The organism is Psychrobacter sp. 1Y11 (assembly GCF_052259045.1).
Classification (GTDB): Bacteria; Pseudomonadota; Gammaproteobacteria; order Pseudomonadales; family Moraxellaceae; genus Psychrobacter.
Window position 1 is genome coordinate 124,018 of record NZ_JBQQER010000007.1, and the last position, 25,208, is coordinate 149,225.

17 protein-coding genes and 1 pseudogene are annotated in these 25,208 nt (G+C 44.8%); 6 read left to right on the forward strand and 12 right to left on the reverse strand.

The window, feature by feature from the left end; genetic code table 11:
- Window positions 1-28 precede the first annotated feature (28 nt).
- Together ACTXGJ_RS08070 and mrcB are read right to left on the reverse strand one after the other, a co-directional pair.
- On the reverse strand, window positions 29-865 hold the full coding sequence (locus ACTXGJ_RS08070) for a tetratricopeptide repeat protein (RefSeq protein WP_439242992.1): 837 nt from the start codon (window positions 863-865) through the stop codon (window positions 29-31).
- 297 nt (window positions 866-1,162) lie between these two features.
- Window positions 1,163-3,607, reverse strand: a complete 2,445-nt coding sequence (mrcB, locus tag ACTXGJ_RS08075; RefSeq protein ID WP_443565625.1) for a penicillin-binding protein 1B — start codon at window positions 3,605-3,607, stop codon at window positions 1,163-1,165.
- Window positions 3,608-3,948: 341 nt separating this feature from the next.
- Between mrcB and ACTXGJ_RS08080 the strand changes: the two genes are divergently transcribed.
- Window positions 3,949-6,738 (forward strand): heavy metal translocating P-type ATPase, encoded by a 2,790-nt coding sequence (locus ACTXGJ_RS08080; RefSeq protein ID WP_443565626.1) that lies wholly within the window; start codon window positions 3,949-3,951, stop codon window positions 6,736-6,738.
- A gap of 113 nt (window positions 6,739-6,851) precedes the next feature.
- Here the strand turns inward: ACTXGJ_RS08080 and ACTXGJ_RS08085 are convergent, their stop codons facing one another.
- Window positions 6,852-7,574, reverse strand: a complete 723-nt coding sequence (locus tag ACTXGJ_RS08085; protein ID WP_443565627.1) for a Bax inhibitor-1/YccA family protein — start codon at window positions 7,572-7,574, stop codon at window positions 6,852-6,854.
- A 636-nt stretch (window positions 7,575-8,210) separates the two neighbouring features.
- Between ACTXGJ_RS08085 and ACTXGJ_RS08090 the strand changes: the two genes are divergently transcribed.
- Window positions 8,211-9,320: an NAD(+) kinase gene (locus tag ACTXGJ_RS08090; protein ID WP_443565628.1), complete on the forward strand. Its 1,110-nt coding sequence runs from the start codon at window positions 8,211-8,213 to the stop codon at window positions 9,318-9,320.
- A gap of 49 nt (window positions 9,321-9,369) precedes the next feature.
- Entirely contained in the window at window positions 9,370-9,681 is a 312-nt protein-coding gene (locus ACTXGJ_RS08095) for a YeaC family protein (RefSeq protein ID WP_439242982.1), read from the forward strand.
- Between the two features lie 97 nt (window positions 9,682-9,778).
- Here the strand turns inward: ACTXGJ_RS08095 and ACTXGJ_RS08100 are convergent, their stop codons facing one another.
- From ACTXGJ_RS08100 to ACTXGJ_RS08120, 5 genes and pseudogenes are all read right to left on the reverse strand, one after another.
- Window positions 9,779-10,153 carry a HopJ type III effector protein gene (locus ACTXGJ_RS08100; protein WP_439242980.1) on the reverse strand — a complete coding sequence of 125 codons (375 nt, stop codon included), beginning with the start codon at window positions 10,151-10,153 and terminating at the stop codon, window positions 9,779-9,781.
- Between the two features lie 173 nt (window positions 10,154-10,326).
- A pseudogene (csrA, locus tag ACTXGJ_RS08105) lies at window positions 10,327-10,494 on the reverse strand (carbon storage regulator CsrA); the annotation flags it as partial.
- A 427-nt stretch (window positions 10,495-10,921) separates the two neighbouring features.
- Window positions 10,922-12,208: an aspartate kinase gene (locus ACTXGJ_RS08110; protein ID WP_439242978.1), complete on the reverse strand. Its 1,287-nt coding sequence runs from the start codon at window positions 12,206-12,208 to the stop codon at window positions 10,922-10,924.
- 268 nt (window positions 12,209-12,476) lie between these two features.
- Window positions 12,477-15,149, reverse strand: a complete 2,673-nt coding sequence (gene alaS / locus ACTXGJ_RS08115) for an alanine--tRNA ligase (RefSeq protein WP_443565629.1) — start codon at window positions 15,147-15,149, stop codon at window positions 12,477-12,479.
- Window positions 15,150-15,288: 139 nt separating this feature from the next.
- Window positions 15,289-17,058, reverse strand: coding sequence for a DUF389 domain-containing protein (locus tag ACTXGJ_RS08120; protein ID WP_443565630.1), 1,770 nt, complete (start codon window positions 17,056-17,058; stop codon window positions 15,289-15,291).
- Window positions 17,059-17,331: 273 nt separating this feature from the next.
- Between ACTXGJ_RS08120 and ACTXGJ_RS08125 the strand changes: the two genes are divergently transcribed.
- Window positions 17,332-17,544: a hypothetical protein gene (locus tag ACTXGJ_RS08125; RefSeq protein WP_348653998.1), complete on the forward strand. Its 213-nt coding sequence runs from the start codon at window positions 17,332-17,334 to the stop codon at window positions 17,542-17,544.
- 153 nt (window positions 17,545-17,697) lie between these two features.
- On the opposite strand, the gene ACTXGJ_RS08130 is transcribed toward ACTXGJ_RS08125, so the two are convergent.
- Window positions 17,698-19,143, reverse strand: a complete 1,446-nt coding sequence (locus ACTXGJ_RS08130; RefSeq protein ID WP_439242972.1) for a L,D-transpeptidase family protein — start codon at window positions 19,141-19,143, stop codon at window positions 17,698-17,700.
- Window positions 19,144-19,713: 570 nt separating this feature from the next.
- Between ACTXGJ_RS08130 and prmB the strand changes: the two genes are divergently transcribed.
- Both prmB and aroC read left to right on the forward strand, forming a co-directional pair.
- Window positions 19,714-20,739: a 50S ribosomal protein L3 N(5)-glutamine methyltransferase gene (gene prmB, locus ACTXGJ_RS08135; RefSeq protein WP_439243173.1), complete on the forward strand. Its 1,026-nt coding sequence runs from the start codon at window positions 19,714-19,716 to the stop codon at window positions 20,737-20,739.
- A gap of 102 nt (window positions 20,740-20,841) precedes the next feature.
- Window positions 20,842-21,948: a chorismate synthase gene (gene aroC, locus ACTXGJ_RS08140; protein ID WP_439242970.1), complete on the forward strand. Its 1,107-nt coding sequence runs from the start codon at window positions 20,842-20,844 to the stop codon at window positions 21,946-21,948.
- Between the two features lie 118 nt (window positions 21,949-22,066).
- Here the strand turns inward: aroC and ACTXGJ_RS08145 are convergent, their stop codons facing one another.
- The 3 genes from ACTXGJ_RS08145 to ACTXGJ_RS08155 all read right to left on the reverse strand — a co-directional run bounded on the left by ACTXGJ_RS08145 (window position 22,067) and on the right by ACTXGJ_RS08155 (window position 24,911).
- On the reverse strand, window positions 22,067-22,279 hold the full coding sequence (locus tag ACTXGJ_RS08145) for a hypothetical protein (RefSeq protein WP_439242968.1): 213 nt from the start codon (window positions 22,277-22,279) through the stop codon (window positions 22,067-22,069).
- A 101-nt stretch (window positions 22,280-22,380) separates the two neighbouring features.
- Window positions 22,381-24,138 (reverse strand): two-component system sensor histidine kinase CreC, encoded by a 1,758-nt coding sequence (creC, locus tag ACTXGJ_RS08150; RefSeq protein WP_439242966.1) that lies wholly within the window; start codon window positions 24,136-24,138, stop codon window positions 22,381-22,383.
- Entirely contained in the window at window positions 24,138-24,911 is a 774-nt protein-coding gene (locus ACTXGJ_RS08155) for a response regulator (protein ID WP_439242964.1), read from the reverse strand. The genes creC and ACTXGJ_RS08155 overlap by 1 nt, the downstream gene beginning before the upstream one ends.
- Between the last annotated feature and the right edge of the window lie 297 nt (window positions 24,912-25,208).

Sequence of the window (25,208 nt, forward strand, 5' to 3'; positions counted from 1 at the left end):
CATGAGGACTCGCTGCTAAGCTTTAGTGCTAGCGAAGCGCTTGCTGCGCTTCACGAATCACTCGAGTATTATTCTGTGCTTGTCCAGATCTGAGAATGAGCTGCCATAAAGAGCGGCGACGACTAGCATCTTGTGAGACAGTAAGGCCGCGGCGAGCCATCGCTTCTGCTTTACGGGGTTGATTCTTTTTTAGAGCGACTTGAGATAAATAGAAGTACACCGCTGAGGATCTTGGCGCTAAACGCTGAGCACGAGTAAAGCTACTTTCTGCTGCGGTTAGATTGCCGGATTGCAGCTGCGCGGTACCGACTTGCATCAGGTTTTGGAAAGCGGGTAAATCGCTTTTATTATTGGTAGCTTGCCGACTTGACTGCTGAGAGTTTTGACGGGCGCGCTCTAATAAATCGCTATGTGAGGGTAATGTTGGCGATTGAGAAGGCGTATTAGCGTCATAAACGGGTGGCTCTTCAATCATTACGTCCGGTAGCGGCATGACTAAAACGTTATCATCAGGGAGCGTTGGTATGGGCTGAGTAGGAGCTGAGCTTGACTGAGTTAAGGGGTTTTGGCGATTGTCATTACTTTCATAAGTAGTAGGGGCTCGGCTGGACGGAATATAAGGCTCAATAGGATAGCCATCGTTGGTGTGGCTAGTTGTAGGCTGCTTAGCGTTAGTAACAGCGGTCGTTTGATTAATAGTAGTTACCGACCCTCTATTGCTAGCAGTTGTAGACGGCGCTGTTTGACAAGCGCTCATGACTAAGGCGCTCATGATTAGAGTAGGGAGAAGCACTCGCTTTGACTGCAATGAGCTTGCTGCTATGCTTGCCAAAAGTCGTGAGTTTTGCTGCCTTAGTATCGTCATATCCTGCTACCTCTACTTAATATTACATCATCTATAAACAGTAAAAAATTTACTGAATGTTATGGTTACTTCATTCTCATAAGGATTTATATGTCGCTATCATGCCACTGTGCGCGAATCATTATTCAAGCCATCGCTAATGATTATAACTAGCTATAAATAATGGACTGTAGTGAATACTAAAGCCTTTATTATAACTTGATTGGCGCACTTTGCTAGGGCATGACCTCATGATTCAATTGAGGACACACCCTAACAGCCGGCGACTTAATAAGTTAGTAGCTATTCAACAAAGCATTAAAACCACTCAAGCGCGCGGTCGTACCAAGTATCAGCGCCTCTTTGTGTCTCATTATTCTCGATATCTTCATCGGCGGCTTGTTGAGGGTTCTCCAGATTTTCTGACTGTGGCTGCTCGATAGTAAATCCGCGTTCACGTGCCCGCTCTTGCTGATAAAGCTGCAAAGCACATTCGCTAGCTTCTTCAGGTAGATAGGCGGACATAACGGGTAAGTAGCGAGCATTAGCGCAGCGCTCATTAGATAGCTTGCCTGAGTTGTTCTCTAACCATAACCATTCGATCCCTTCAGGTTCTGCCATAGCAACGGGTGTTAGCTTTAGGCGGCGCATATAATCGACCCAAATCGGTAACGCTCCGGTACCACCGCCTAGACCAATAGGCTTATTGTCATCGCGGCCCACCCAAACGACACTGACATAATTGCCGCTATAGCCTGCAAACCAAGCATCACGGTAATCATTAGTGGTTCCAGTTTTACCCGCTAGATTGAGCTCGCTACCCAAAGACTGTGCTCGTCGAGCCGTACCTTCTTTGACCACTTGCTGTAGAGCATAGTTGGTCAAAAAGTTGGCTTCAGGAGGTACACTGCGCTGCGTATTAAGCCCAGTACGCTGCAAAATACGACCGCGATCGTCAATAACCGTGCGAATACTATGAATAGGAGTGCGGAAACCACCGGTGGCAAAGACTTGATACACCCCAAGCATATCCATCGGGCTGAGGTTGACCGAACCTAATAATGCTGAAGGATAAGGTGAGATTTTTTCTTCGATACCCATACGGCGTAATTGTCTAGCAAAAGTGTCTAAACCAAACTCCATTCCTAAACGTACCGTACTTTGGTTATAGGACTTGGCTAGCGCAGTGGTTAGAGGAACATAGCCATGATCCCGGCCATCGTAGTTTTTGGGATTCCAGTCGCCATCGCTCAAGTTAACAGTGATAGGAGAGTCGTCTACTGAGCTGGCGAGGTTATAGCGCCCACTCTCAAGCGCAGTCATATAGATGATAGGTTTTAGCAACGAGCCCACTGGACGTTTGGCATCTACCGCCCGGTTAAAGCCGGTGAATTCACTACCGCTACCGATGACAGAGACCAGCTCACCAGTCTCAGGATTGGCACTGACCAGAGCGCTTTGTAGATCTTTGGTTTTGCTATTATTACGGCGCAGTTCTCCAAGTTTACGATCGACGGCTTTGTCTGCTGCCAGTTGTGCAATAGGGTCAAGAGTACTGATAATAGTCAGCCCTTCGTTTTTGAGATCATCAGCATAGTAGACGTCATTGAGCTCACGTTTGACAATGTCCAAAAAGTCAGGGAACTGGCTTTTACCTTCAACGGGCTTATCGACTACTCCTAAAGATCTTTCAGTGGCAGCCGCGTAGTCTTCTGCCGTCAGCTTGCCTATCGCTTGCATATTACTCAACACCACATCGCGACGCGTTTTGGCCGCTTCTGGATGGCGACGAGGGTTATAGACACTTGGTCCTTTTGCCATACCCACTAACATCGCTTGCTGATCTAGACGCAGCTCGTTTAAAGGTTTATTAAAATAAAACTGTGACGCTAAGCCAAAACCGTTAATAGAGCGGTTACCGTTTTGACCTAAGTAAATCTCATTTAGATAAGTCTGTAGTATCTCATCCTTGCTATAATGCAGCTCTAGCAGTACCGCCATTAGCGCCTCGTTGGCTTTACGCTTGAGAGTACGATCTGAATTGAGATAAAAGTTCTTGATCAGCTGCTGGGTGATAGTCGAGCCGCCTTGCATAGAGCCGCCTGAGAAGTTATTGACGACGGCACGAGTAATGCCTCGTATCGACACGCCTTTATGCTCATAAAATCCGCGATCTTCAGTAGCGATCAGCGCATCTATTAGCGGCTGAGGCACTTCGTCTAAAGAGACGACCAAGCGATCTTCGTTACTATCAGGATAGATACCGCCGATACTGACAGGCTCTAGGCGTATGATACCCGTATCGTTTTGCTCAGTGCTTTGAATACTTTGGATCTTGTTATTAGCAAGCGTCATTTTGATGACTTGTGCTTTATCGACATCGTTAGCGCTATAGCTAAAACCGCGAGTATGGATAAAGTAGGTATTACCTGAGCGGTGAAAGCTACCAGTACGATCATAAGCTTTATCGCTTTGATAGTTCAGTAGATCAAGCCAAGTCTTCATCGTGTCTCTATCGACATTAGCACCTTGATACAATTCCAGCGGCTGCGAGTATACTTTGGCCGGAATATCCCAGCGCTTGCCCTCAAACTTATGGGTGATAGTACGATCAAGCTTGATCAGATATAGGGCCAACAGCACCATAGCCACAATGACAATAATGAGTAAGATACTGCTAAAAACAATCCCGCCTTGTTTAGAGGGCAGGGAGCTCATCGCAGCTCTAGGCGACTGCGGCGGGGGAAGATTAGGTTTTTGCACTGATAACACACCGTTTTAACATAAAAAAACTGCCTCATAATGACGCAAATTGACAAAATTTTCAATCTATCATCTCAGTCTTAGCATTCATCACACGCAAGCATTAAACCGCTATAATAAGCACAACTTATCGTGCTGTAATAGCAGCTTAATGAATAAATGCTGTTTCCTGCTTTTAACCTAGGGTATAGCGGCCATATAAGATAACGGCTTAGAGTAAGGCTCATTATGTTTTTTCTGTGAATCAGCGACTATTAAGAGCAAAGTATGTCGCCTTTATTGATTAGCAAGTCCAAACTACTACTGATCTTAAAATAATCCTGTTAAAAATAAGAGTGATTATGTCTAGTTCTTTTTCATCCTCGTCTGTATCCCATTCTCAGTATGACGATAGCTCCATCACGCAAGGGTTAGTGCTGCCGCACGCTGGGCATTGTTTTCATTGCGGCGATCCAGTACCCAAGCCGCCATTTCACGCACAAATATTAGGCGAGGCGCGTGAAATGTGCTGTATGGGCTGTCAGTTGGCAGCCGAGAGTATCGTAGAAGCAGGGCTTGAGCAGTATTATCTGGATCGCTCAGAGATTAATCGTACCGCAAGTTTGCCCACTCAGCTGACGCAGCTTGAAGCTTATGATCACGATGAGATCAAGTCACAGTTTGTCTACGCGCAAGAAGGTCTATCAGTCGCTGAGCTATCGGTGAATAATTTGCGCTGTGCGGCTTGTACTTGGCTGATTGAGTCAAGGCTTTACGAGATCGATGGCGTGGATAAATGCCAAGTCAATTTGACCAATCAGCGTATGCGTATTATTTGGGATGAAAATAAGCTCCCCATTAGCCGTATCTTAGCCGTTATCAATGAAATCGGTTACGACGCCAAACCTTATCGGCAAGATACGCATGAGGCGATGTTAGCCCGGCACAATAATAAAATGCTGCTCAGACTCGGTATCGCTGCCCTCGGCGCTATGCAAGCGATGATGTATGCAGTGGCGCTATACTTTGGTGAATATAGCGATATGCTCGTCTTTCAGCGCGACTTTTTGCGCTGGGTGTCGTTATTTGTCAGCACGCCAGTTTTCTTTTATGCCGGCGTGCCGTTCTTTACCTCAGCATGGTCGGCGATTCGCGCACGCCAAGTCAATATGGATGTACCGGTCAGTGTCGCTTTAATCGTCACTTTTTTCGCTAGTATGTATGCCACAGTGACCGGGCAAGGAGAGACTTACTACGATTCAGTGAGTATGTTTATTTTCTTCTTACTAGCAGGGCGCTACATCGAGCATAATGCTCGGCTAAAAGCAGCCACTATGGCGAATGATCTAGTAGTGATTGAGCCGATTTTAGTCCAAAAAATTGCTGAGGATAAAGCGTCAGCTGCTCTTATTTTAGAGCGTTTAAAACAGCAAGCTGAGACTGACGTAGCACCATTAGCAGTTGGCGAAGTCACTAATGCTGTTAATACTAATGATGATATCATTGCCAGTCCATTGCCTAACTTTATGCAAAATATGGACGCTAATGTTCAAGTGCTGACGCAAAAGGTCGCTCTGGCCTGGCAACATTCAGATGCCTCAGCGACTGCGCCGCCTGACGCTGATAAGTCTATGGTTACCGCCCAAAGTCTACAAGTTGGCGATATTATCATGATTGAAGCGGGTGCAGAGATCATTAGCGACGGTATCTTGCTCAGTCCAACCGCGACAGTGTCACAAAGCTTATTGACCGGCGAGGGCGACCTGATTATCAAGCGTCAAGGGGATTATATCGTTGGCGGCGCGCAAAACGACAGTCAGCCGTTTGAGATGTTGGTGACGGCTTTACCAGAAGACAGTCAGATGGGACTGATCGATCGGCTGATGAACCGCGCTATGAGTGAAAAGCCTAAACTGGCTCAGCAAGCTGATAAGCTGGCACGTTGGTTTGTCGCTCGTATTTTAGTGCTGTCGGTCCTAGTGTTTATTGGCTGGTATATCGTAGATCCTAGCCAAGCCATTTGGGCCACTGTTGCAGTGTTGGTAGCGACTTGTCCTTGTGCCTTGTCTTTGGCAACGCCTATTGCGCTGACGGTAGCGACCAATAGGCTAGCAAGCTATGGATTTTTGACCACGCGCGGTCACACGCTGCAAACTTTGGCTGAGATTACGCACGTGGCCTTTGATAAGACCGGTACGCTGACTTACGGTAAGCCCAATTTATTAAATATTGAGCTATTAAACGATCAAGCATCAGCTCATGCCGACTCGCAAGATAGTCTATTAGCGATAGCAGCTGCGCTAGAGGTGGGCAGTCGTCATCCGATTGCCCATGCGCTGCTGACGGCGGCCTATCAGCTACATCTGCCAACTACCCAAAACCTTCAACATTACCCGGCAGGCGGCGTTGAAGCGATAGTCGATGGGGTATTATACCGGATCGGTCATGCTGATTTCGCTATGGACGCTGCCCATGACGATGCGAGCAGCAGTGCTCAGTCGCTCAATATCGATTTGATTGCCCATCGAGCCAGCTCAGCGGTGGTTTTATCTTGTCAGTCTTTAATTAAAAGCTCCGAAGATACTGCGCCTAGCTGGCAAGCACTGGCCTGCTTTTATTTCAATGATAAGGTTCGTGATAGCGCCAAAGCAACTTTGGATACTCTAAAGCAGCTAGGGATAGAGTCAGTGATGCTAACAGGTGATCCTAGTCCGCAAGCCTTGGTCATAGCTGATACTCTTGGCATGAGCGCTGCTTACAATGGTCTATCACCTACTGATAAAGTCAATCACATTCAACAGTTGCAAAGTAACGGCGCGGTGGTACTGATGGTCGGTGATGGTATCAACGATGCCCCCGTGCTAGCCGCTGCTGATGTTTCCACTTCTATTGCCGGCGCTGCTGATCTAGCGCAAGTGTCTAGTGATAGTATTATTTTGAACGGTCAAGTCGAAGGCATCAATGCTGCTAAGCGTATCGCCGATAAGACAGAACGTATTATTAAACAAAACTTTCGCTGGGCATTAGGCTATAACGGTATTGTACTGCTACCGGCTATCTTCGGTTATGTCCCGCCTTGGCTTGCTGCTATCGGTATGTCGCTAAGCTCCTTGTTAGTAGTGCTCAATGCTCTACGTCTGAAACGAGCTTAAAATATAAGCTACAAACGAGAGCGTTAGGTTAAAGTTTAGTCCATAAAAAACCGCCTGTTAGCAATAACAGGCGGTTTTTATTTTTAAAAGGTTAATAGCGAATAGCTTTCAGATCAGTCTTGTAAGTAGCTAAGCAGACGCATAAATTCGATGTACATCCACACTAGCGTTGCGAGGATACCGATGCTAAATAACCACTCGAAGTCTTCAGAGATACCCGCTGCTACGCCGCGATCGATATTATCAAAGTCGAGGAGTAGGGTAAAAGAAGCGATAACAATGACAAACAAGCTAAAGCCGATAGCGATAGCGCCGCCTTCAAATAAGAAAGGTAGGCTTGAACCGAAGGCTAGAGATAGTATCCACTGCGCCACATAAACCAGCATGATAGCGATAAGTGCTGAGGTGACAATCGAACGGAACTTTTGGGTAACTTTTACCAAACCAGAACGATAAAGCCCTAACATGACTGCCGCGGTGACGAAGGTTGCACACATAGCAGTGACAGGTACGCTTGGGTACATACGCATAAAGAGCAGCGAGATACCGCCCAAAAATATACCTTCAAGTATGGCGTAAGGGATAGCAAAGGTTTTGGCTTTTTTGGGTTTGAAAGTCATAAAAATAGCTAAGCCAAAGGCGGCAAACATGCTACCAAAAGCGGCCATAGTAATAAAACCTTGTGACAGTCCTGCCATAAGGGCATAAAAGAAAAAGCCTACGCCCGTGATAGCCGCCAGTCCAAGTAACAGACTGGTTTTTTGGATAACACCTTTGACGGTCATAGGCTCGCCGCCGACCGCAAATTCTGCGCGACTGACAATAGGATTGGCCATACATATATCCTTAATATAAAATAGTATAAATCAACGTTACTTTAGCAAAATCGGCATTATTGTCAACTGTCTTTGCGTGACCGATATCAAGGCTTAGCCCTGATATCATCTACCTGTTGCTAGGGTCTAGTGGACATTCACAAGAAGGCACTAACAATAGTTAAAATAGATCGAATCTAAGTAAAAATGAGTCATATAGTAGATTTAAGACAAAAGTGTTGTAGCGCTACTGGGATAAGTTTTGCGCAGCCTCTGTGTCAGCAGCACGCAAGGAAAATTTATCCCAGTAGCGCATTTCGATTTATGACGGTTTTATTTTTAATTGACCATAATAAAGCAGCTAATAAGTAAATCGGTCAATAAAAATCAATTAGAAAAAGATCATTTAAGAAAAGTTACTCAACCAAAGTAAACGTTTACTCTTTTATAGATGGGGTCGATTACGACAGTTAACAACGATGATTGATAAAACATGATAGTTTAACGCTTTATTTATCGCTATCATTATCGAAGATATCGATGTTTTATGATTAGCAATAGCTATAATAAATAGTCATAATAACGCATGTTGCTTTCTTGATTTCATCGTATTAATTACCTTTGCACCTCTTTATTTAAGTTTGGTCGAGTCGCTTTATGGAAAACTCTGCGCAGTCAGCCCGATTGCCACATTTGCACGAATCAGAGCTGTTTCACGCTATCAAAAACCCAGCCTTTCGCCGTATTGGTCTGATGGGTCGCGCGGGCAAACGTAGTGTTATTCAGAGTCTCATTCAGGTAGCAAATACTGTCAATGAGATGAACTTAACGCTGATTATGGATATGCAAACCGCTAATTTACCTACTTTGAACTTGGTAGACATCGAAAAGGTAAAAATCGTCAAGCGCAGTTTGATCGGTGAGATTTGCGACTTAGTGATTGTGGTTGGTGGTGATGGCTCTATTTTGCATGCTGCTGAAGCACTAGCTCGTTATCGCGTTCCTGTACTTGGGGTTAACCGAGGTCGCCTTGGGTTTCTGGCGGATGTCAAGCCCAATGAGGTCGCCTTTAAATTACGGCAAGTATTGATGGGTGATTATCAGCTTGATCACAGATTTCTGCTGACGATGGAGATTCGTGAAGGAGAGAATATCCTGCATGAAGACATGGCGCTCAATGATATTGTGCTCCATGCCGGCAAGTCAGTACACATGATCGATTTTCAGATGAAGATCGATGGTCAAGACGTCTACCGACAGCATAGTGACGGCCTTATTGCGGCTACACCGACGGGCTCTACTGCCTATGCGCTCTCTGGCGGTGGACCTATCATCCACCCTAGTATGGACGCGATTTGTTTAGTGCCCATGCATCCGCATACGCTATCGAGCAGGCCTATTGTGGTCAGTGGTAATAGTGAGGTTTGTATTCGTATTCATGAAGACAATCGCACTCAACCAATGGTCAGTGCCGACGGTAAACCTAGTGTACCTATTGAACAAGATCAGCGACTATATATCCGTAAGCATCCTGATAAGCTGACTTTGCTGCATCCACCAGGGTTTGAGTTCTATGAAGCTTGCCGTACTAAGCTGCATTGGAATGTACATGCCGAAGAGTTCAGTCTGGATAGCGATGACGATGATGACATTGATATTGAAAGCACTGAGGTTGAGAACATTGAGATGGATAACATTGATCACCATAATATTGAGGCCGATGATCATAGTATTACCCCCGAGAAGATAGGTACAAAAACAGAGTGAGCCACTAAGTTTTAGACAGGTTAAAGATAGCTAGAGAAGAGGAGCTAAGATGAATAAAGAGACAATACTAGCCAGTTTGACCCCTGAGATAGTAGATAAATTCCGGGTAGCCATTGAGATTGGCAAATGGCCAGATGGCCGCCAACTGACTGCTGAGCAGCGCGAAACTTGTATGCAAGCGGTCATGATGTGGGAGCACGAACATCTAGCGCCGTCTGAACGCGTGGGCTTTATTCATAAACCTATCAAAGATGATGGCAGTATCGTCGGCGCTGAATGCGATGTCGAGCACGAGCATCATTATCCTAATATGCCTAATCCTAAAGGCGCGATTCAACCGGTTAAATTCCGCGATAAATAATGAGTAATCTTGAAACTAAAAATCCACACTATCATCGATAGCGTGGATTTTTAGTTTTATGTAATAATTTTATAAAACTAAGAGAGTGACTGTTAATTTACAAAGCGGTGGTATCGACAGTCGGACGGAGTGTTAGTGGGTTTTTTTGCATCAAAAACCCTTGCCAACCCCAATGCAAAAAATTGCGAATATTGGCGTGGTCAGTACCCTTAGGAGTGGCTTGTACTTTATCGTAATGTTCACCGAATAGTTTAAGGGTATCAAGCTGGTTTAGGCCGTGATGCTTAGCAAAACCAAAAACTTTGGCACTACCTTCGTTTTCGCCAGCGGCATTATGCTGCATACCATTGACGAATGGCGCTGGGGAATAACGATAAAAATCGTCAATAAAGCTGATCACATCGTTAAAACCTATGGCTTTTTTGTTCAAACCATTCAGTAAAGCCGAAACGTCGGATTGGCGGATGCTCATAGTAAATGACCTCAAAAAGATTAAAATTACAAAGAGTAAGCGCTTATAGTCTTCATACCCGTAAACGAGTCCGCTATAAACGATAAAACTTTATTTTAACGATTAAAATAGTCTTCGTCATCAAAAGAAGGCGCAAAATTGCCTTGTTCAAGATGCTGCATCTGTGATTGTACGGTGCGCTCTTGCTGAATACGCTGGTAGATCTCTTCGCGATGTACCGCGATATCTTTTGGTGCGTTAACCCCTATACGTACTTGGTTACCCTTGACGCCTAGCACAGTAACACTGACCTCATCGCCAATCATTAAAGTTTCGCCTACACGGCGAGTTAAAATTAACATGCGTCACACTCCTTATGTCGCAGTAAAAAACGATTACTTATCATATGACTTCTCAATTACTAAATATCATTAAATGAACCATTATCAAGCTGTTTATGGTTTTAATTCACAAGCGAATATATCGTCTCAAACGAGATAAACAGGGTCAATAATTATAGGTAGCATTTTGCCCAAATGAACGCCCCATTATAAGTCCCATAGACGGTACTGTCACGGATTTTAACAATACTACTGGATAAAACAGAAGTCTGGTGACTATTTAGCAGTGATAAGTGAGCAGATATGCACTGCGATTGTGGCAACTATGACCATAACAGCAAGAAAAAACAGAACCGTAACAGGTTCTGTCTTTATATATTATAAGTTATCTTAGCAGTTTAGCTAACTATCAGTGGCTAAGTGCGGATAAACAAAGAATAGCTAGGGTTTATTGTCCAGCTACTTGGCTATCACCATCCTCACGATCTAAGCCAAAAGCAGTATGCAGCGATTTGACTGCTTTTTCTAAGTGCTGCTCTTGGATAAGTACAGAGACTTTGATTTCACTGGTAGAGATCATTTGTATATTGATATTGTTCTCGGCTAAGGTTTGGAACATTAGGCTTGCTACCCCAGCGTGTGAACGCATACCGACACCGACTAATGATATCTTAACCACTTCGCTATTGCCTGAGACCTCTTTCGCACCGATCTCGTTTTTGACTTCTTCGTTTAGCACCTTTAAAGTTTTATCCATATCAGTACGGTTGACGGTAAAACTGAAGTCGGTAGTGCCATTGGCAGAGAGGTTTTGTACTATCATGTCGATTTCGATATTAGCGCGACCGATAGGCGTGAGAATAGCTGAGGCAATACCGGGGTGGTCAGGGACGCCGCGTACTACAATCTTTGCTTCATCACGGTTAAAGGCGATACCTGAGATAATTGCCTGTTCCATACTGTCTCCTTCGTCTATCGTAATTAGGGTGCCCACGTTATCTTTAAAATCGTCATCAAAGCTACCATCGTTGTTATCATCAAAGCTTGATAGCACTCGTAAGGGTACACCGTATTTACCAGCGAACTCTACTGAGCGAATTTGTAAAATCTTGGAGCCAAGGCTTGCCATCTCGAGCATTTCTTCAAAAGTTATTTTTTCAAGTTTTTTAGCTTTTGAGGTAACACGTGGATCGGTAGTGTAAACGCCATCGACATCGGTATAAATTTGACATTCATCAGCGCCTAGAGCAGCAGCGATAGCGACGCCCGTGGTGTCTGAGCCGCCACGTCCAAGCGTAGTGATGTTATCGTGCTCATCGATACCTTGAAAGCCTGCCACAATGACGACATTACCGGCATCTAGCTGTTGGCGAATATTTTTATCATCTATGCTTTCGATACGGGCTTTATTATGTGAGGTGTCCGTCTTTATAGCGACTTGACGACCCGTCATTGAGCGCGCGCCAATACCTAGATCCTGAATGGCCATAGCGAGTAGTGAGATCGAAACTTGCTCGCCAGTGGAAACCATTTGATCATATTCACGAGGATCAGGGTTATTGCTAATCTGGCGCGCTAGATCGATTAGACGGTTGGTTTCTCCGCTCATCGCAGAGACTACGACGACGATTTGATGACCGTTATCATGCCAGCGTTTGACGCGTTTGGCGACGTTTTTAATGCGGTCAATACTGCCCATCGAGGTGCCGCCGTATTTTTGTACTATTAACGCCATAAGATTTTACCTATTATTCATCCCTTATCAGTTATGAGCGTCAATTAAATCCAATCGTATTTTAATTAACGTTCGTAGTGATAAAGTCGTATTATTATTTGAACGCTGACCTTTATACCATAATCAAAGCACAAATTTAAGTCATCGCGCCGCTTTGATATATGGTAATTAATTATCAATGCTATAACCAACTGCCATAGGTCAAACACAAATCAAACGTAAGTTAAGCGTTTTGTTATATAAACGGCTTGTATTGACCAAGCTTAAGCTAGCTTAGCTGCGCTTCGATCCAAGCGGGCAGAGCCTCTATCACAGTACGAGTATTCCCAGCTTTCGGCGCGCCGCCTTGCGCGTAGTCAGGTTTACCGCCACCTTTACCGCCAAGCTCACCTGCCAAGTGACGAATGATATCACCGGCTTTAATCCGTGCGGTCATCGACTTAGCCACACTCGCGGCTAGCGCTAACTGCTCGTCTTTATCCCCGACTAATACGATGATGCTATCAGGAAGCTTGGACTTGATATCATCCATTAGCGGCCGGATGGACTTACCGTCAATACCGCTTAGGGTGCTGACAAGCACAGGCGTATCTTTGATGGTTTGCACTTCGCTTAATAAATCCGCCGCTTGGCTGCTGGCGAGCTTTTGTTGTAAGCGCTCAAGCTGCTTATCTAAATCGCGCTGTTTATCTGCCATGGTCTGTACGCGCGCGGCAACCTGTGGACGCTTGACTTTTAGCTGTTCTGCAAGAGTCGCTAGCTGGTGATCGTTTTGTTGGATGTATTTGATAGCGCCCATGCCAGTGAGCGCCTCGATACGGCGAATACCAGCGGCGATACCAGATTCGCTAGTGATCTTTAATAGGCCAATGTCACCGGTACGCTGCACGTGCAGTCCGCCGCATAACTCAATAGAAAAGGGTTGCTTGTTACCATCGATGGTGGCTTCTGTGCCCATCGTTAGCACACGTACCTCGCTACCATATTTTTCACCAAATAATGCTACTGCGCCTTTTTCCATCGCTTTATCGATAGCCATGTTCTCTATGCAGGCTGGCGTATTGGCTTGGATTTGTTCATTAACTAGGCGCTCGATTTGAGCGATCTCAGCTGGGCTGACGGGCTTATCGTAAGCAAAGTCAAAACGCAGCACTTCGCTTGAGACTAGCGAGCCTTTTTGACTGACGCTATCACCGAGTATATGACGAAGAGCGGCATGTAAAAGATGCGTAGCTGAGTGGTTTTTGGCGCTAGCAGCCCGGATGCTTGAGAGTACTTGTGCCTCTGCGTTTTGGCCTGCGCTAACAGTACCCATACTCACGACACCATAATGGATAATGGCTTGGCCAGACTTTTTAGTGTCTTGTACCGCAAAAACGCCAGACTCGCTACGTATCTCGCCCAGCTCACCGACTTGTCCGCCGCCTTCGGCATAAAAAGGCGTTCGATCAAGGACCATAACGCCTTCGCTACCTTCTGCTAGAGATTCGGCTGGATTGCCATCTTGATAGAGCGCGATAATATTGACATTATCATCGTTCAGTTGATCGTAGCCAATAAACTCAGTCGGCGTCTCCACTTGGATGACGCTACTGTAATCGACATCGAATTTACCGGCATCACGAGCGCGATCGCGCTGCGCTTGCATCTGCTCGTCAAACTCTGCTTCATCAATGGTAATACCGCGCTCACGGGTGATATCAGCAGTCAAATCAAGAGGAAAGCCATAAGTGTCATAGAGTTTGAACGCCGCTGCACCAGAGAGAATATCGCCATCTTGTAAAGTCTCAAGCTCAGTGGCGAGCAGACGTAAGCCTTGGGCTAAGGTCTTGGCAAACTGTGCTTCTTCTTTTTGAATAGCGGTTTCGATCACGCTTTGCTTTGCTTTTAATTCAGGATAAGCGTCACCCATCTCAGAGACTAAGGGCGCGACCATCTTATAGAAGAAATCACTCTCAGCGCCAAGCTTATTACCATGACGCACCGCACGGCGGATGATGCGGCGCAGTACATAACCGCGGCCTTCATTGCTTGGCATCACGCCATCAGCGATCAAAAAGGACACGGCACGAATATGATCGGCAATCACTTTTAGCGAGGATTGCTGCTCATTCTTAATTTCTAAAATCTTCGCTGCGGCGTCCATCAAATGGATGAACAAATCGATCTCATAATTGCCATGCACGCCTTGCATGATAGCGCTGATACGCTCAAGTCCCATGCCGGTATCGACACTTGGAGCGGGTAGCGGCAGCATGGTACCGTCTTTTTGTCGATTAAACTGCATAAACACGCAGTTCCAAATCTCAATGTAGCGGTCGCCATCTTCCTCAGGCGTACCAGGCAGACCGCCTTCAATCTCAGGGCCGTGGTCATAAAAGACTTCGGTACAAGGACCGCAAGGACCAGTATCACCCATGGTCCAAAAGTTATCAGACGCATAAGGAGCGCCCTTATTATCTCCAATACGGATAATACGCTCCGCCGGCAAACCAATCTTGGTATGCCAAATGTCAAAGGCCTCGTCGTCAGTCTCGTAAATAGTGACATAGAGACGATCTTTGTCGATAGCTAACCAGTCATCGGAGGTTAAAAACTCCCAAATATAAGCAATGCCGGCCTCTTTAAAATAATCACCAAAAGAGAAGTTACCGAGCATCTCAAAGAAAGTATGATGACGCGCGGTGTAACCGACGTTATCTAAATCATTGTGCTTGCCGCCAGCACGCACACATTTTTGTGAAGTGACCGCGCGCGTATAATCACGTGATTCCATCCCCAAAAAAGTCTCTTTAAACTGATTCATACCGGCATTGGTAAACAGCAAAGTAGGATCATTATGCGGAATAAGGCTCGATGAGGAGACAGGGGTATGCTGCTTGCTTATAAAAAAATCGATAAAAGCTTGACGAATATCGGCTGTTTGAGATGGCTGGCTCACAGCGGCTCCTTACAAAAGAATAGTTTTCGGATAGGTATAGAGTATTAAATTTGTCCGCGATTTTAGCACATACCGCCCCTGTTGAACATTCGCAAATAGTCACTGTTAGGGCTAATAAACTAGGGCAATAAATCAGCCGTTAATTGGTCAAGATAGCCGCGTCTGTTTTGTCTAGCTGATCGGTATTCAGCGGATTGGCTTCAATCACTTGTACGGGCAGATAGCGCAGTTGTAGCTTAATCGGTAGGTACTCCGGGAAGTTCTCCACCATGTCTGCGGTGATAAGCGCTTCAATCTGCTGGACGTCATAGGAGCTAGGAGTACTCTCGCCGCGGATGACTGCGCGTACGACTTGGTTTTCATCTGAGGTGTCAAACTGAGTGTTGGTCAGTACATTACCTTTATCGATGAAATAATTGTTTATCGCCTCTTTAGTGCTACTCTCAAAGACTTGCTGCTTAGCATTGGTTTGTAGGTTGATAGTCAAATAAGTACCGAGTCCGGCAAGCAGTAATAAGGTCACTGCATTGCGGCGTAAAAAAGTTAGATAGGTGTTTGATTTATAATCATCATCGACTAGGCGGCGAAAGCCAAGCAGCCAGAGTACTAGCGCATTAGTGAATTGAATAGCGATAATATTAGTAATGGCTAACAGCAGCGCCCCAAGACCTAATTGCGTCTCGCTATGAGCGAATAAAATACCACTCGCAGCTAGAGGAGGCACCAAAGCGGTGGCTACCGCGACCCCAACGACAGCGACCGATAGGTGCGGTGATACCATCGCATAAGCACCAGCCGTACCACCGGCTAGCGCAATCATTAAGTCCATTGAAGTCGGCTGAGTGCGCGATAATATCTCTGAGGTTAAAGGCTGATCGTTGTGGAGCAGACCGATCAAAAAGCCTACTAATACCACCAAAGAGACGCCCGCTATAACCGTAAATAGCGATTTCCATAGCAGTGGCATACGGTGGTCAATAATAGCGAGCGCCACACCAGTAATAGGTCCTAACATCATAGCTACTAGCATAGCGCCAATGACAACGGCTGCTGAATTGGTTACTAAGCCATAGCTTGCGATAATGGCCGAGAGAATGTTCATTATAAAATACATCTTACTCGGTAGCGCATTGGCCTCGATTTTGACTCGTACTTCTGGATAATCGACTTTTTGGTTACTGAATTGCTCAGCGACAAATTGTTTATAAGACTCAAGCTTCGCTTCTTTTTTTTCTTGCACTTGCTCTTTTGCGTTTTCTTCTTCTGCAGCACTCTCAGCGTCGTTTTCAGTTTCTTTAGCGTCTTTACCACTAGCATTTTTGTTGCCAGAATCTCTATTACCAGCAACCTCTGTTGTATTACTATTTTCTATCAGCCCTTCATCAGCAGGAATCGCTGAAAGCGCTAGGTTATCAGGCTGATCGTTATCGATATCGGCAGTTTCGACATGGCTGCTAGTCCCTGAATGCCCGGTAAGGGTCGTTTTATCAGTTGATAGATTATTATGAATGGTATTTGCGCTGTTGGCTTTAGTAAATACTGAATCAGCCATTGCTAAGCTAGAAAAGTCGATGTTAGAAAAGCCAATATTGACAACTTCTGAGTTGGTAGCCTGGACTTGAGCCATTTCAGGTGTGTTATCTTCAACCGTCGCGACAACCACCTCTTCGCTGATAGCCCTCATCGTCACTTTCGATTCAGAATGATAATTTCCTGCTTCTGCGGTGTTCATTTCCTCTTCATTTTGAGACTCTGACGGATCGTTGTCGTCGGCATTACCGTCAGTATTGTCTTCGACATCGTTGACATCTTCAACAAAAGTACTATCAAGGGTAGATGTAGACTCATGAGCGTCCTGGTTATTAAGGCTATCAGAGTGATTAGAGCTGCTAGAGGGATTAGCGGTCATAGTGTTGGACTTTCTTAGAGGCAAGAAGAAAATCACTATTGTAAAGATAAATAGGCGAGGAAGTATAGGTTTTTGCTATGAGCTAGCTTTACAAAGAAGAGTAAGCAATAAATTGAACGTTTTTAATACGCCAGATAACTCCCTAATAATAGCATGGTTTTTGACGTTAGTCGCCTAGTTTTAATGGCTTTAGCGGTTAGAATAAAGACTTACTTTTTATATGGGTTTAAGGTATAAAGTAAGTATACCCACACAAATTATAAGGATTAGACTATGAACTGGCCACTACTTTCTGTTGTTTACTCTATGGCAGCTACTGTTATCGTTGGTTTACTGATGATTGCCGCTTTAGTGACTGGCTTTAATGAGATACGACATATTCAGATAGCCATAGCCATCGGGCTACTAGTCGCTATTCCAGTAGGACTGTTTTTCACCAAAAAAATAGGTAGCATCACAGGTAATGAAGAAGGCTATAAGGCCTGAAAATGTTTTGGGCGTAGTCCAGCTTACAGACTTAGCAAGGGCTTTTAGTCTAAACGTTATGATTTAAGTATAAAAAAACAGCCTATTAGAAAGGCTGTTTTTTTGTCATTAAAAACTGTTTTTGACTTCAGATGTACTGTCGTAGCTTAGCAGTTATTGCAGTTCAACAGTCGCACCATTTTCGATATTGGCATAGACTTCTAACACATCCCAGTTGGTCAAACGCACACAACCTGCTGACGCTTGACGACTGATACCTTCAGGTTTAGGTGAGCCATGAATACCATAAGAAGGTTTTGACAGTCCCATCCATACTACCCCTACTGGGCTATTAGGTCCTGGTGGTAGCATGTGTACTTTTTTTGCGCTGCCTTCACCGACTGTGGCTTTATACCATGGCATTTTGACTTTATTGACAATCTTAAAGCTACCTTGCGGGGAAGGGGTGCTCGCGCTACCAATAGTAGTCGGATAAGTGGCAACTAGTTTATTGCCGTTATAAGCATATAAAGTCTTGTCAGCTTTATTAGCGACGACACGGTTGATACGCTGATTGAGAGGCTCACGATTGTTTAACACCGTGATAGTCTCACCGGCTTTATAGGTTTTATTCTTGTTCAGTTTATCGAGATAGCGTACGTCCATATGGAAGCGCTCACCTAGCATCTCTTTGATATCCTGATAATAAAGGCCTTTGACTTTTGATTTTGCCTCAGAGCCAGCAGGTAGCGTGGCAAAATTGGTATTCACATCATCTTCAGTAATCGTATAAGTGACTAACACTGGCTTATTCGCGGGAATATTTTTAATCAAAGCATTCCAGGTCTTTTGATCCATTTTACCAGTAGCAGGCAAGCCTTTCATGTTTTGAAAGTTGACTAGCGCCTTTTTGCTGTTCATACCCCAGCCACCATCAATAGGGCCAGGAGAGGCATGGTTCCAGTCGAGCAGTGCTTGCAATTTAATAGTCATCGCTGAGTTGACGTTCATATTCGGCGACCAAGACGAACCATTCACTTGCTTGGCATAATTAGATAGATCTAGCGTGGTATAAGTCTTACCGTCTTTGTCTTCGATGCTCTTGATAGCAGACTCATCGCCGATGTTTTGGAGTTGTGCGCTATTGGCTACTTCAAAATTTGGAACATCAGCTGCCGCACTACTAGGGCCTGCTAGGGCTTGGCCATCACTAATGTCATCCGTCGTATCAGACTGCTGGTCTTTACGAGTTAATTCTTCTACGCTCATATTATCAGCGGCAACAGCGTTAGACGCTGTGTCTGTATCGATATTAGGCTGAGCGGCGCGTTTGCTATCAATCAGTTGCCCCATTCTATCAGGCGTTGATGGCGTACTCACTCTATCTTGCGGCTGAGAGTTGTTTGCTGCGGCATTATTTGGCAAGGTAATACGAGTGCCATTATCTGCAGAGCTGCTACGATTCTCTTCTAAGTTGATACCAGATAAGCTTTCGATATCCGGTAGATTATCTACAGTATTTACAGGCAAAGTACGGGTATTGTCTGTCGGTGCAGCAAAGGCACTAAGACTCAGCGTGGCAATAGAGATTGCAATTACAATAGGTTTTATTTTCATCATAAAGGTCACAACATGGTAGTTATAATGGAGGTATTATGCGCATAATATGGACGCTTCGCAAATTTTTAACCCCTCTTTTTGTAGTAATGAGCGGATAGGCGTCAGGCGTTGACGCTTTGATTACTAGGTAGAGAGAATTGAGTCATAATCTAAAGGTTATATTGCGCAAAACAGGCTCTTAGCAAGGGTAGAGCAAGATAAGACACGAGTTAAATATTCTCCTATAGTAGCACGGTTAGTATAGAAATAAGGTTTGGCTTTAGTAGAGTTTCACCAAAGGTTTACTATTAGTAGTTGCTAGATGTATCAGTTGCTCGATTGATTGGCGTCATATTCGGTTTAAGTTTATAATGCCTTAAATTAAAACCATTAATCTTATAAACTTAAAGCTACTAAACAAATAATTAAAGAGGCCGTATGTCAGACGAGCAGATAATGAGTGCAGAAGAATTTCAGCAGCAAAATCAGAATCAGTACGACTATGACGGTCATGAGCTAAATGCTGAAGACACAGATCATAGTGAATTTGCTAACTTCCACAGTGAGCTTGAAGAGGCGCGTCAGCAATTAATGACGATTCGCGATTTCATTCGTTTTTGTGTTACGCAATTGCGTAACTATGATGTCGTAGTAGCACAAGGCACGACCGACGAATTCGCTGAAGCTTCTGCTATCGTTTTGCATTCTTTGTCGCTTGACTGGTCAGCGAATGAGCAGATTCTAGATTGCCGCCTGACTGCATCAGAGAAGCAAGCGGTATTAGAGCTATTAGAAGCGCGTATCGCTAAGCGTAAGCCGCTGAGCTACTTGATTAATTTAGCATATTTTTGTGATTTGCCTTTTTATGTCGATGAGCGTGTCCTTATTCCTCGCTCGCCGATAGCTGAGCTGATCCGTCAGCAGTTCTATCCTTATTTTGACGCCAATGAGCTTGCCAAGCCGCTTGGTATTAATGGCATAAACGATATGAAGGCAGGTGAGTCAGCCACTAAGTTCTTCGAGCATGGTCTTGAGATGAAGCAGCTGACGCAACCTGAGCGTATTTTGGACTTATGCACCGGTTCGGGCTGTATCGCTATCGCTCTAGCAACGCGCTTTGTCGATGCTTTGATAGACGCCGCTGATATCGACAAAGGCGCGCTTGAAGTAGCGATGGTCAATGTCGATCATCATGATTTAGGGCATCAAATCAATGTGATTGAGTCTGATCTGTTTGCTAAGCTGCCAAGCGGTAATCAGTACGAGCTTATCGTCACTAACCCGCCTTATGTTGATGCAGCTATCATGGCCGACTTGCCGCCCGAGTTTTTGTACGAACCTGATCATGCGTTAGCCGCTGGTCAAGACGGACTAGATTTAGTGCATAAGATTTTATATGAAGCCGCTGATTATTTGACGCCAGAAGGTCTACTGGTTTGTGAGGTCGGCGATAGCGAATGGGCGCTGATGCAAGCTTATCCTGATATTCAGTTTGACTGGTTAAAGTTTGCTCATGGGGGTCACGGTATCTTTGCGATGACTTATGATGATCTGATGGAACATCGCCAGTTATTTGCTCATTATGTACAGCTTCTAGAGAATAATCAGGTGCAATAACAGGCGGCTCTTACGAGTAAAGAAATAAGTTAAGCCAAGATTGCAAGATTGAAAGTAGCCCAATATTAACAGCAAAGCAGTATCAAGCGTGTAAGGATAGACATGGCAGGCAATAGTATAGGAAAACTCTTTAGTGTCACTACTTGCGGAGAGTCGCATGGGGCTGGCCTGATGGCTATCGTCGATGGCGTGCCGCCAGGTATGGCGTTATCTAGCGAGGACTTGCAAGTCGATTTGGATCGCCGTAAGCCTGGGACTTCTAAGTATTCCACCCAGCGCCGCGAGTCCGATGAGGTCGAGATAATCTCCGGTGTCTTTGAAGGTAAAACGACGGGCACCTCTATCGGGCTACTGATACGTAATACCAATCAGAAATCCAAAGACTATAGCGAGATTAAAGACACTTTTCGCCCCGGTCATGCCGATTATACTTATAGTATGAAGTACGGCTTTCGCGATTATCGCGGCGGCGGGCGCTCCTCAGCACGTGAGACCGCTATGCGTGTGGCAGCAGGCGCTATCGCTAAGAAGTATCTTTCTGAGCGCTTAGGTATACAGATTCATGGTCATGTGACGCAGATTGGTAATGAGTACAGCCAAGTCACTGATCCAAGCCAAATCGATTGGGACTTTGTGAATAGCAACCCATTCTTTTGCGCTGATAGCGAAGCAGTCGTGCGCTTTGAAACCTTAATCGATAGTCTACGCCGTGAGGGAACCAGCTGCGGCGCTAAGCTTGATATTATCGCAAGTGGCGTGCCGGTTGGGCTTGGCGAGCCGGTATTTGATCGACTGGATGCGGAGATTGCCCATGCGATGATGAGCATCAATGCGGTTAAAGGCGTAGAAATTGGCGATGGTATGGCGGTAGCCGGTCAGTTTGGGCATAAGTCTCGCGATGAGATGACCCCTGATGGCTTTACCGCCAATCATGCAGGCGGTATCTTAGGCGGTATCTCCTCTGGGCAAGATATCAGCGTTAGTATAGCACTTAAGCCCACCTCCAGTATTACCACCCCTGGTAAGAGTATTAATACTGATGGCGAAGCGATTGACATGCTAACCAAAGGCCGTCATGATCCTTGCGTTGGCGTACGAGCGACGCCTATCGCTGAGGCGATGCTCGCGATTGTACTACTCGATCATTACTTGCGTCACCGCGGTCAAAACGCTGATGTGGTCGCCCCGGTTGCGTCGATTACTGAGTAGCTTGAAGTCGTTTAATTAGTAGCGAGCCTTTTACCTTTAATGACTCCCATTAAAGGTAAAAGGCTTTTTTGTGCTTATAATAAATAGGGGTATAAGTTGCTCTTAGCTTTATTCTCTATCAAGCTACTTTTGAATAATAATCAACGGCTACGCAGCGCTGGTGTTTAAAAACCAATAATAGCTGCTGACTTGGAATAGCGAGCCAGTGTCCAAAAGTAATACTTTCGATATTATTTGTCGCTAATAATTGGCGACAATCCTGACGGCTATAACCTAAGTAAGCGTTTGTTGAGTTAGTAGCTTGAGTATGAGTCGGAATTAATTCTTTCATAGGGTTTGTACCTTGTCTAGATAGCAAGTTTGGATAAAGCTATCGTAGAATATTGAGGTATAAAACCCGTGCAGGGATGATGGAAGTTTAATGAATTAATCTTAGTTAGCTAAAGGTAAGGTAAGACGCACCAAAACACCTTGGGAGAGACTGCTAATGTTTTCAATTTCCTTATTATCATCTACGTTATTGATACTAACGCTACCACCATGATGTTCAATCACTTGCTTGACTAAAGTTAAGCCGAGCCCCGTGCCTTTTTTTAAATTATGACCGTTGGCTTGTGGCGATTTTTTTTGATGAGATAGGCTAAAATAACGATCAAAGGCTTTAACAATAGCATAATCGGCAAGCGGCTGACCATCGTTAAAAATATCAACCGTTACGCTACTATGCGTCCTACTATGCGTTGTCGTCACCTCGATACTCACTTCATTGATAGCGAAGTAGATGGCATTGTCTAAGACGTTTTGCAGCGCTTGCACTAACCAAAAGCTATCGGCTGCAATAGTGGTCTTGGCTAAGAGAGCGGGCGGATAATCTTGTTCAGTGGCGAAATGATTTATTGGCTCATTATCAATAAAAAACTTAATAGAGGCTAAATTACGCTGCTGAATCTTAACGCTACTGTCTTTTATCAAGCTAGTGATAATAGGAATTAGCGAGATAGCTTGACGATTTAATCTAAAAGTTGGCTGCTCAACTTTGGCTAATAATAACAGCCGATCAATGAGTTGCTGCATCTTAATACTTTGCTCGCCAATCGCTTGGCTTAGCATCTGCCGATCATCACTATCCAGATTTTCATCTTCTAATAACTCGCCGCTTGCGCGAATGGCAGTCAGTGGACTTTTTAGCTCATGAGTTAGGGTGTGCACATAATCACTGACGTAAGCTCTATTTTCTAGCCGATGTTTCATAGTCTCAATAGTATCGGTCAGGCTGTTAAGCTCATGACCTAAATAGAAGTATGGCTTTTGGGTATCTTCAGCCAAAGCTTGTGTATAGCGAGTCACAAGACTAATACTTTGCTGCAGCCACCAAGCGACTAACCCTGCCAAAATCAGTGAAACAACACTAATAAGTAGAGTCGTAATCAGCATACGCTGGCGCGTATTATCGAGATAGGGCAAGACACTATCGACCGGTTTGCCGATGCTAACCACACCAATAAGGCGCCCTAAATCATCCTTGATAGGCTGGGCGACATACATAATTGAGCTGTCGCGGATGCTGTTAGCATCAGGCGTACTGCGCGCGCCGTACTGACCTCTTAATGTCAGATACACGTCATTCCAGCGGCTATAGTCGGCACCTTCAGCATTATCAGATGCGGGTAGGGAGTCGTACAGAACGATGCCTTGACTATCAGTAACATATAAGCGAAAGCTACTCGCTGTTTTTTGCTTATATTCAGGCTCATTATCTAGATTATAAGCGGTTTTAGCCGTTTTACTTTTATTACCTTGATTTCTAGAGCTAGTGAGCTGGGCGATAAAAGCGCTATCTAACTGTTGTTGATAGGCAGGATTTAATATTTGCCCTGATTGCACAGGTGCTTGTAGATTGGCAGCCATCATTTTACTGGTATCGAGCAAAGTATCTTCAATGACTTGCTGCGCGGTTGGCTTGACGTGCTCAAACAGCTGAGTAAAAACCACCGCCCCTGAAACTATCAAGATCAAGGCGACTGCTAACCAAATCCGAAAAAATATACTTAGATTCAGCGGCTGTTTAGGCTGCGCTTGCAGCTTGTCGGCGCCCATGGAATGCAGCTTAGTATACCAATTGCTTTGATTAACATCGGCATCACTATTAGCTTTTGTATTATCTCGATTTTGGTGTTTAGAAGTAACCATTAGGCAGGGCACAGTCCATAGCCTAGACCACGGTGGGTATGAATGACATCGATATCAGGATGGATAGTCGCCAGCTGCTTACGAATAGATTTGACATGGCTGTCTATGGTTCTTGCCAAACGATGATCGGGATAATCGCTGATTGCATTCAAGAGCTGTTCACGGCTGAAGACTTGATTGGGCGCTTGCAATAAAGCCAATAAAATTTTGCGCTCGGTATTGCTCAGTTCTAGTTTTTGCTTATCCCAAGTGAGCGAATAGTTTAGCGGCTGATAATGCCAGTCTCCTGAGCTATAAGTAAAGCTGATGGGCGATTCTGAGACTGGGTTGGCATCATCGATTGTCTTATCAGAATCTTTTGAATGCTGACGAGATAACTGTTCACGTCGCCAAACCGCTTTTAGGCGCGCGACCAGCTCTCGCGGACTAAAAGGCTTAGCACAATAGTCATCTCCGCCCATCTCAAGTCCTAATATACGATCGACCTCATCGCTACGAGCCGTCAAAAATATAATCGGAATATCCTTTAAACTACCTAGGTCAGGCGCATGACGAATTTGTTGACATAAGCTTAAGCCATCACCGTCTGGCAGCCCAACATCCAAAATGATCGCCGACAACTCTTGCGCCTCTGCGCTAGGCAAACTATGCAGCACCGGCAACACACTGTTAGCATTATCGAGCCAAGTGATCTGCCAGCCTTCACGTTTACAAGTGATTTTGAGCGACATAGCAATGGCGGGGTCATCTTCTACTAATAGGATGTGGGTCATAGGGCTCTATCTTAATTATTTTTAGGTTGTATCTAAAAGACAACTACCGTATTTATAAGCTTGACCATTGAAAAGTCGCAGGCTAGCATCATAAATAGAGGTAATTAGTAGAGCGGGTTGAACATTCGCTAATAGTATTCATCACCGCTTATCAAACTATCCTAGCATGGAAATCTGATAAGACTATGTGATAAGCACGCAAAGGTTATGAAAAATCGATGAATAATGAATATTCTAAAAATCACAACACTTGAAAAGGCTTTGTAGGCAATGATAATTTGTCTTAATTTAAATAAG

Excerpts from the sequence above, each read along its gene's own strand:
- creC (WP_439242966.1), bottom strand. The coding sequence starts at position 24,138 with ATGGTTACTTCTAAACACCAAAATCGAGATAATACAAAAGCTAATAGT.
- ACTXGJ_RS08070 (WP_439242992.1), bottom strand. The coding sequence starts at position 865 with ATGACGATACTAAGGCAGCAAAACTCACGACTTTTGGCAAGCATAGCA.
- ACTXGJ_RS08085 (WP_443565627.1), bottom strand. The coding sequence starts at position 7,574 with ATGGCCAATCCTATTGTCAGTCGCGCAGAATTTGCGGTCGGCGGCGAG.
- prmB (WP_439243173.1), top strand. The coding sequence starts at position 19,714 with ATGACGATTCGCGATTTCATTCGTTTTTGTGTTACGCAATTGCGTAAC.
- ACTXGJ_RS08095 (WP_439242982.1), top strand. The coding sequence starts at position 9,370 with ATGAATAAAGAGACAATACTAGCCAGTTTGACCCCTGAGATAGTAGAT.
- ACTXGJ_RS08090 (WP_443565628.1), top strand. The coding sequence starts at position 8,211 with ATGGAAAACTCTGCGCAGTCAGCCCGATTGCCACATTTGCACGAATCA.
- ACTXGJ_RS08145 (WP_439242968.1), bottom strand. The coding sequence starts at position 22,279 with ATGAAAGAATTAATTCCGACTCATACTCAAGCTACTAACTCAACAAAC.
- ACTXGJ_RS08080 (WP_443565626.1), top strand. The coding sequence starts at position 3,949 with ATGTCTAGTTCTTTTTCATCCTCGTCTGTATCCCATTCTCAGTATGAC.
- ACTXGJ_RS08155 (WP_439242964.1), bottom strand. The coding sequence starts at position 24,911 with ATGACCCACATCCTATTAGTAGAAGATGACCCCGCCATTGCTATGTCG.
- ACTXGJ_RS08110 (WP_439242978.1), bottom strand. The coding sequence starts at position 12,208 with ATGGCGTTAATAGTACAAAAATACGGCGGCACCTCGATGGGCAGTATT.
- aroC (WP_439242970.1), top strand. The coding sequence starts at position 20,842 with ATGGCAGGCAATAGTATAGGAAAACTCTTTAGTGTCACTACTTGCGGA.
- ACTXGJ_RS08130 (WP_439242972.1), bottom strand. The coding sequence starts at position 19,143 with ATGATGAAAATAAAACCTATTGTAATTGCAATCTCTATTGCCACGCTG.
- ACTXGJ_RS08125 (WP_348653998.1), top strand. The coding sequence starts at position 17,332 with ATGAACTGGCCACTACTTTCTGTTGTTTACTCTATGGCAGCTACTGTT.
- ACTXGJ_RS08100 (WP_439242980.1), bottom strand. The coding sequence starts at position 10,153 with ATGAGCATCCGCCAATCCGACGTTTCGGCTTTACTGAATGGTTTGAAC.
- ACTXGJ_RS08120 (WP_443565630.1), bottom strand. The coding sequence starts at position 17,058 with ATGACCGCTAATCCCTCTAGCAGCTCTAATCACTCTGATAGCCTTAAT.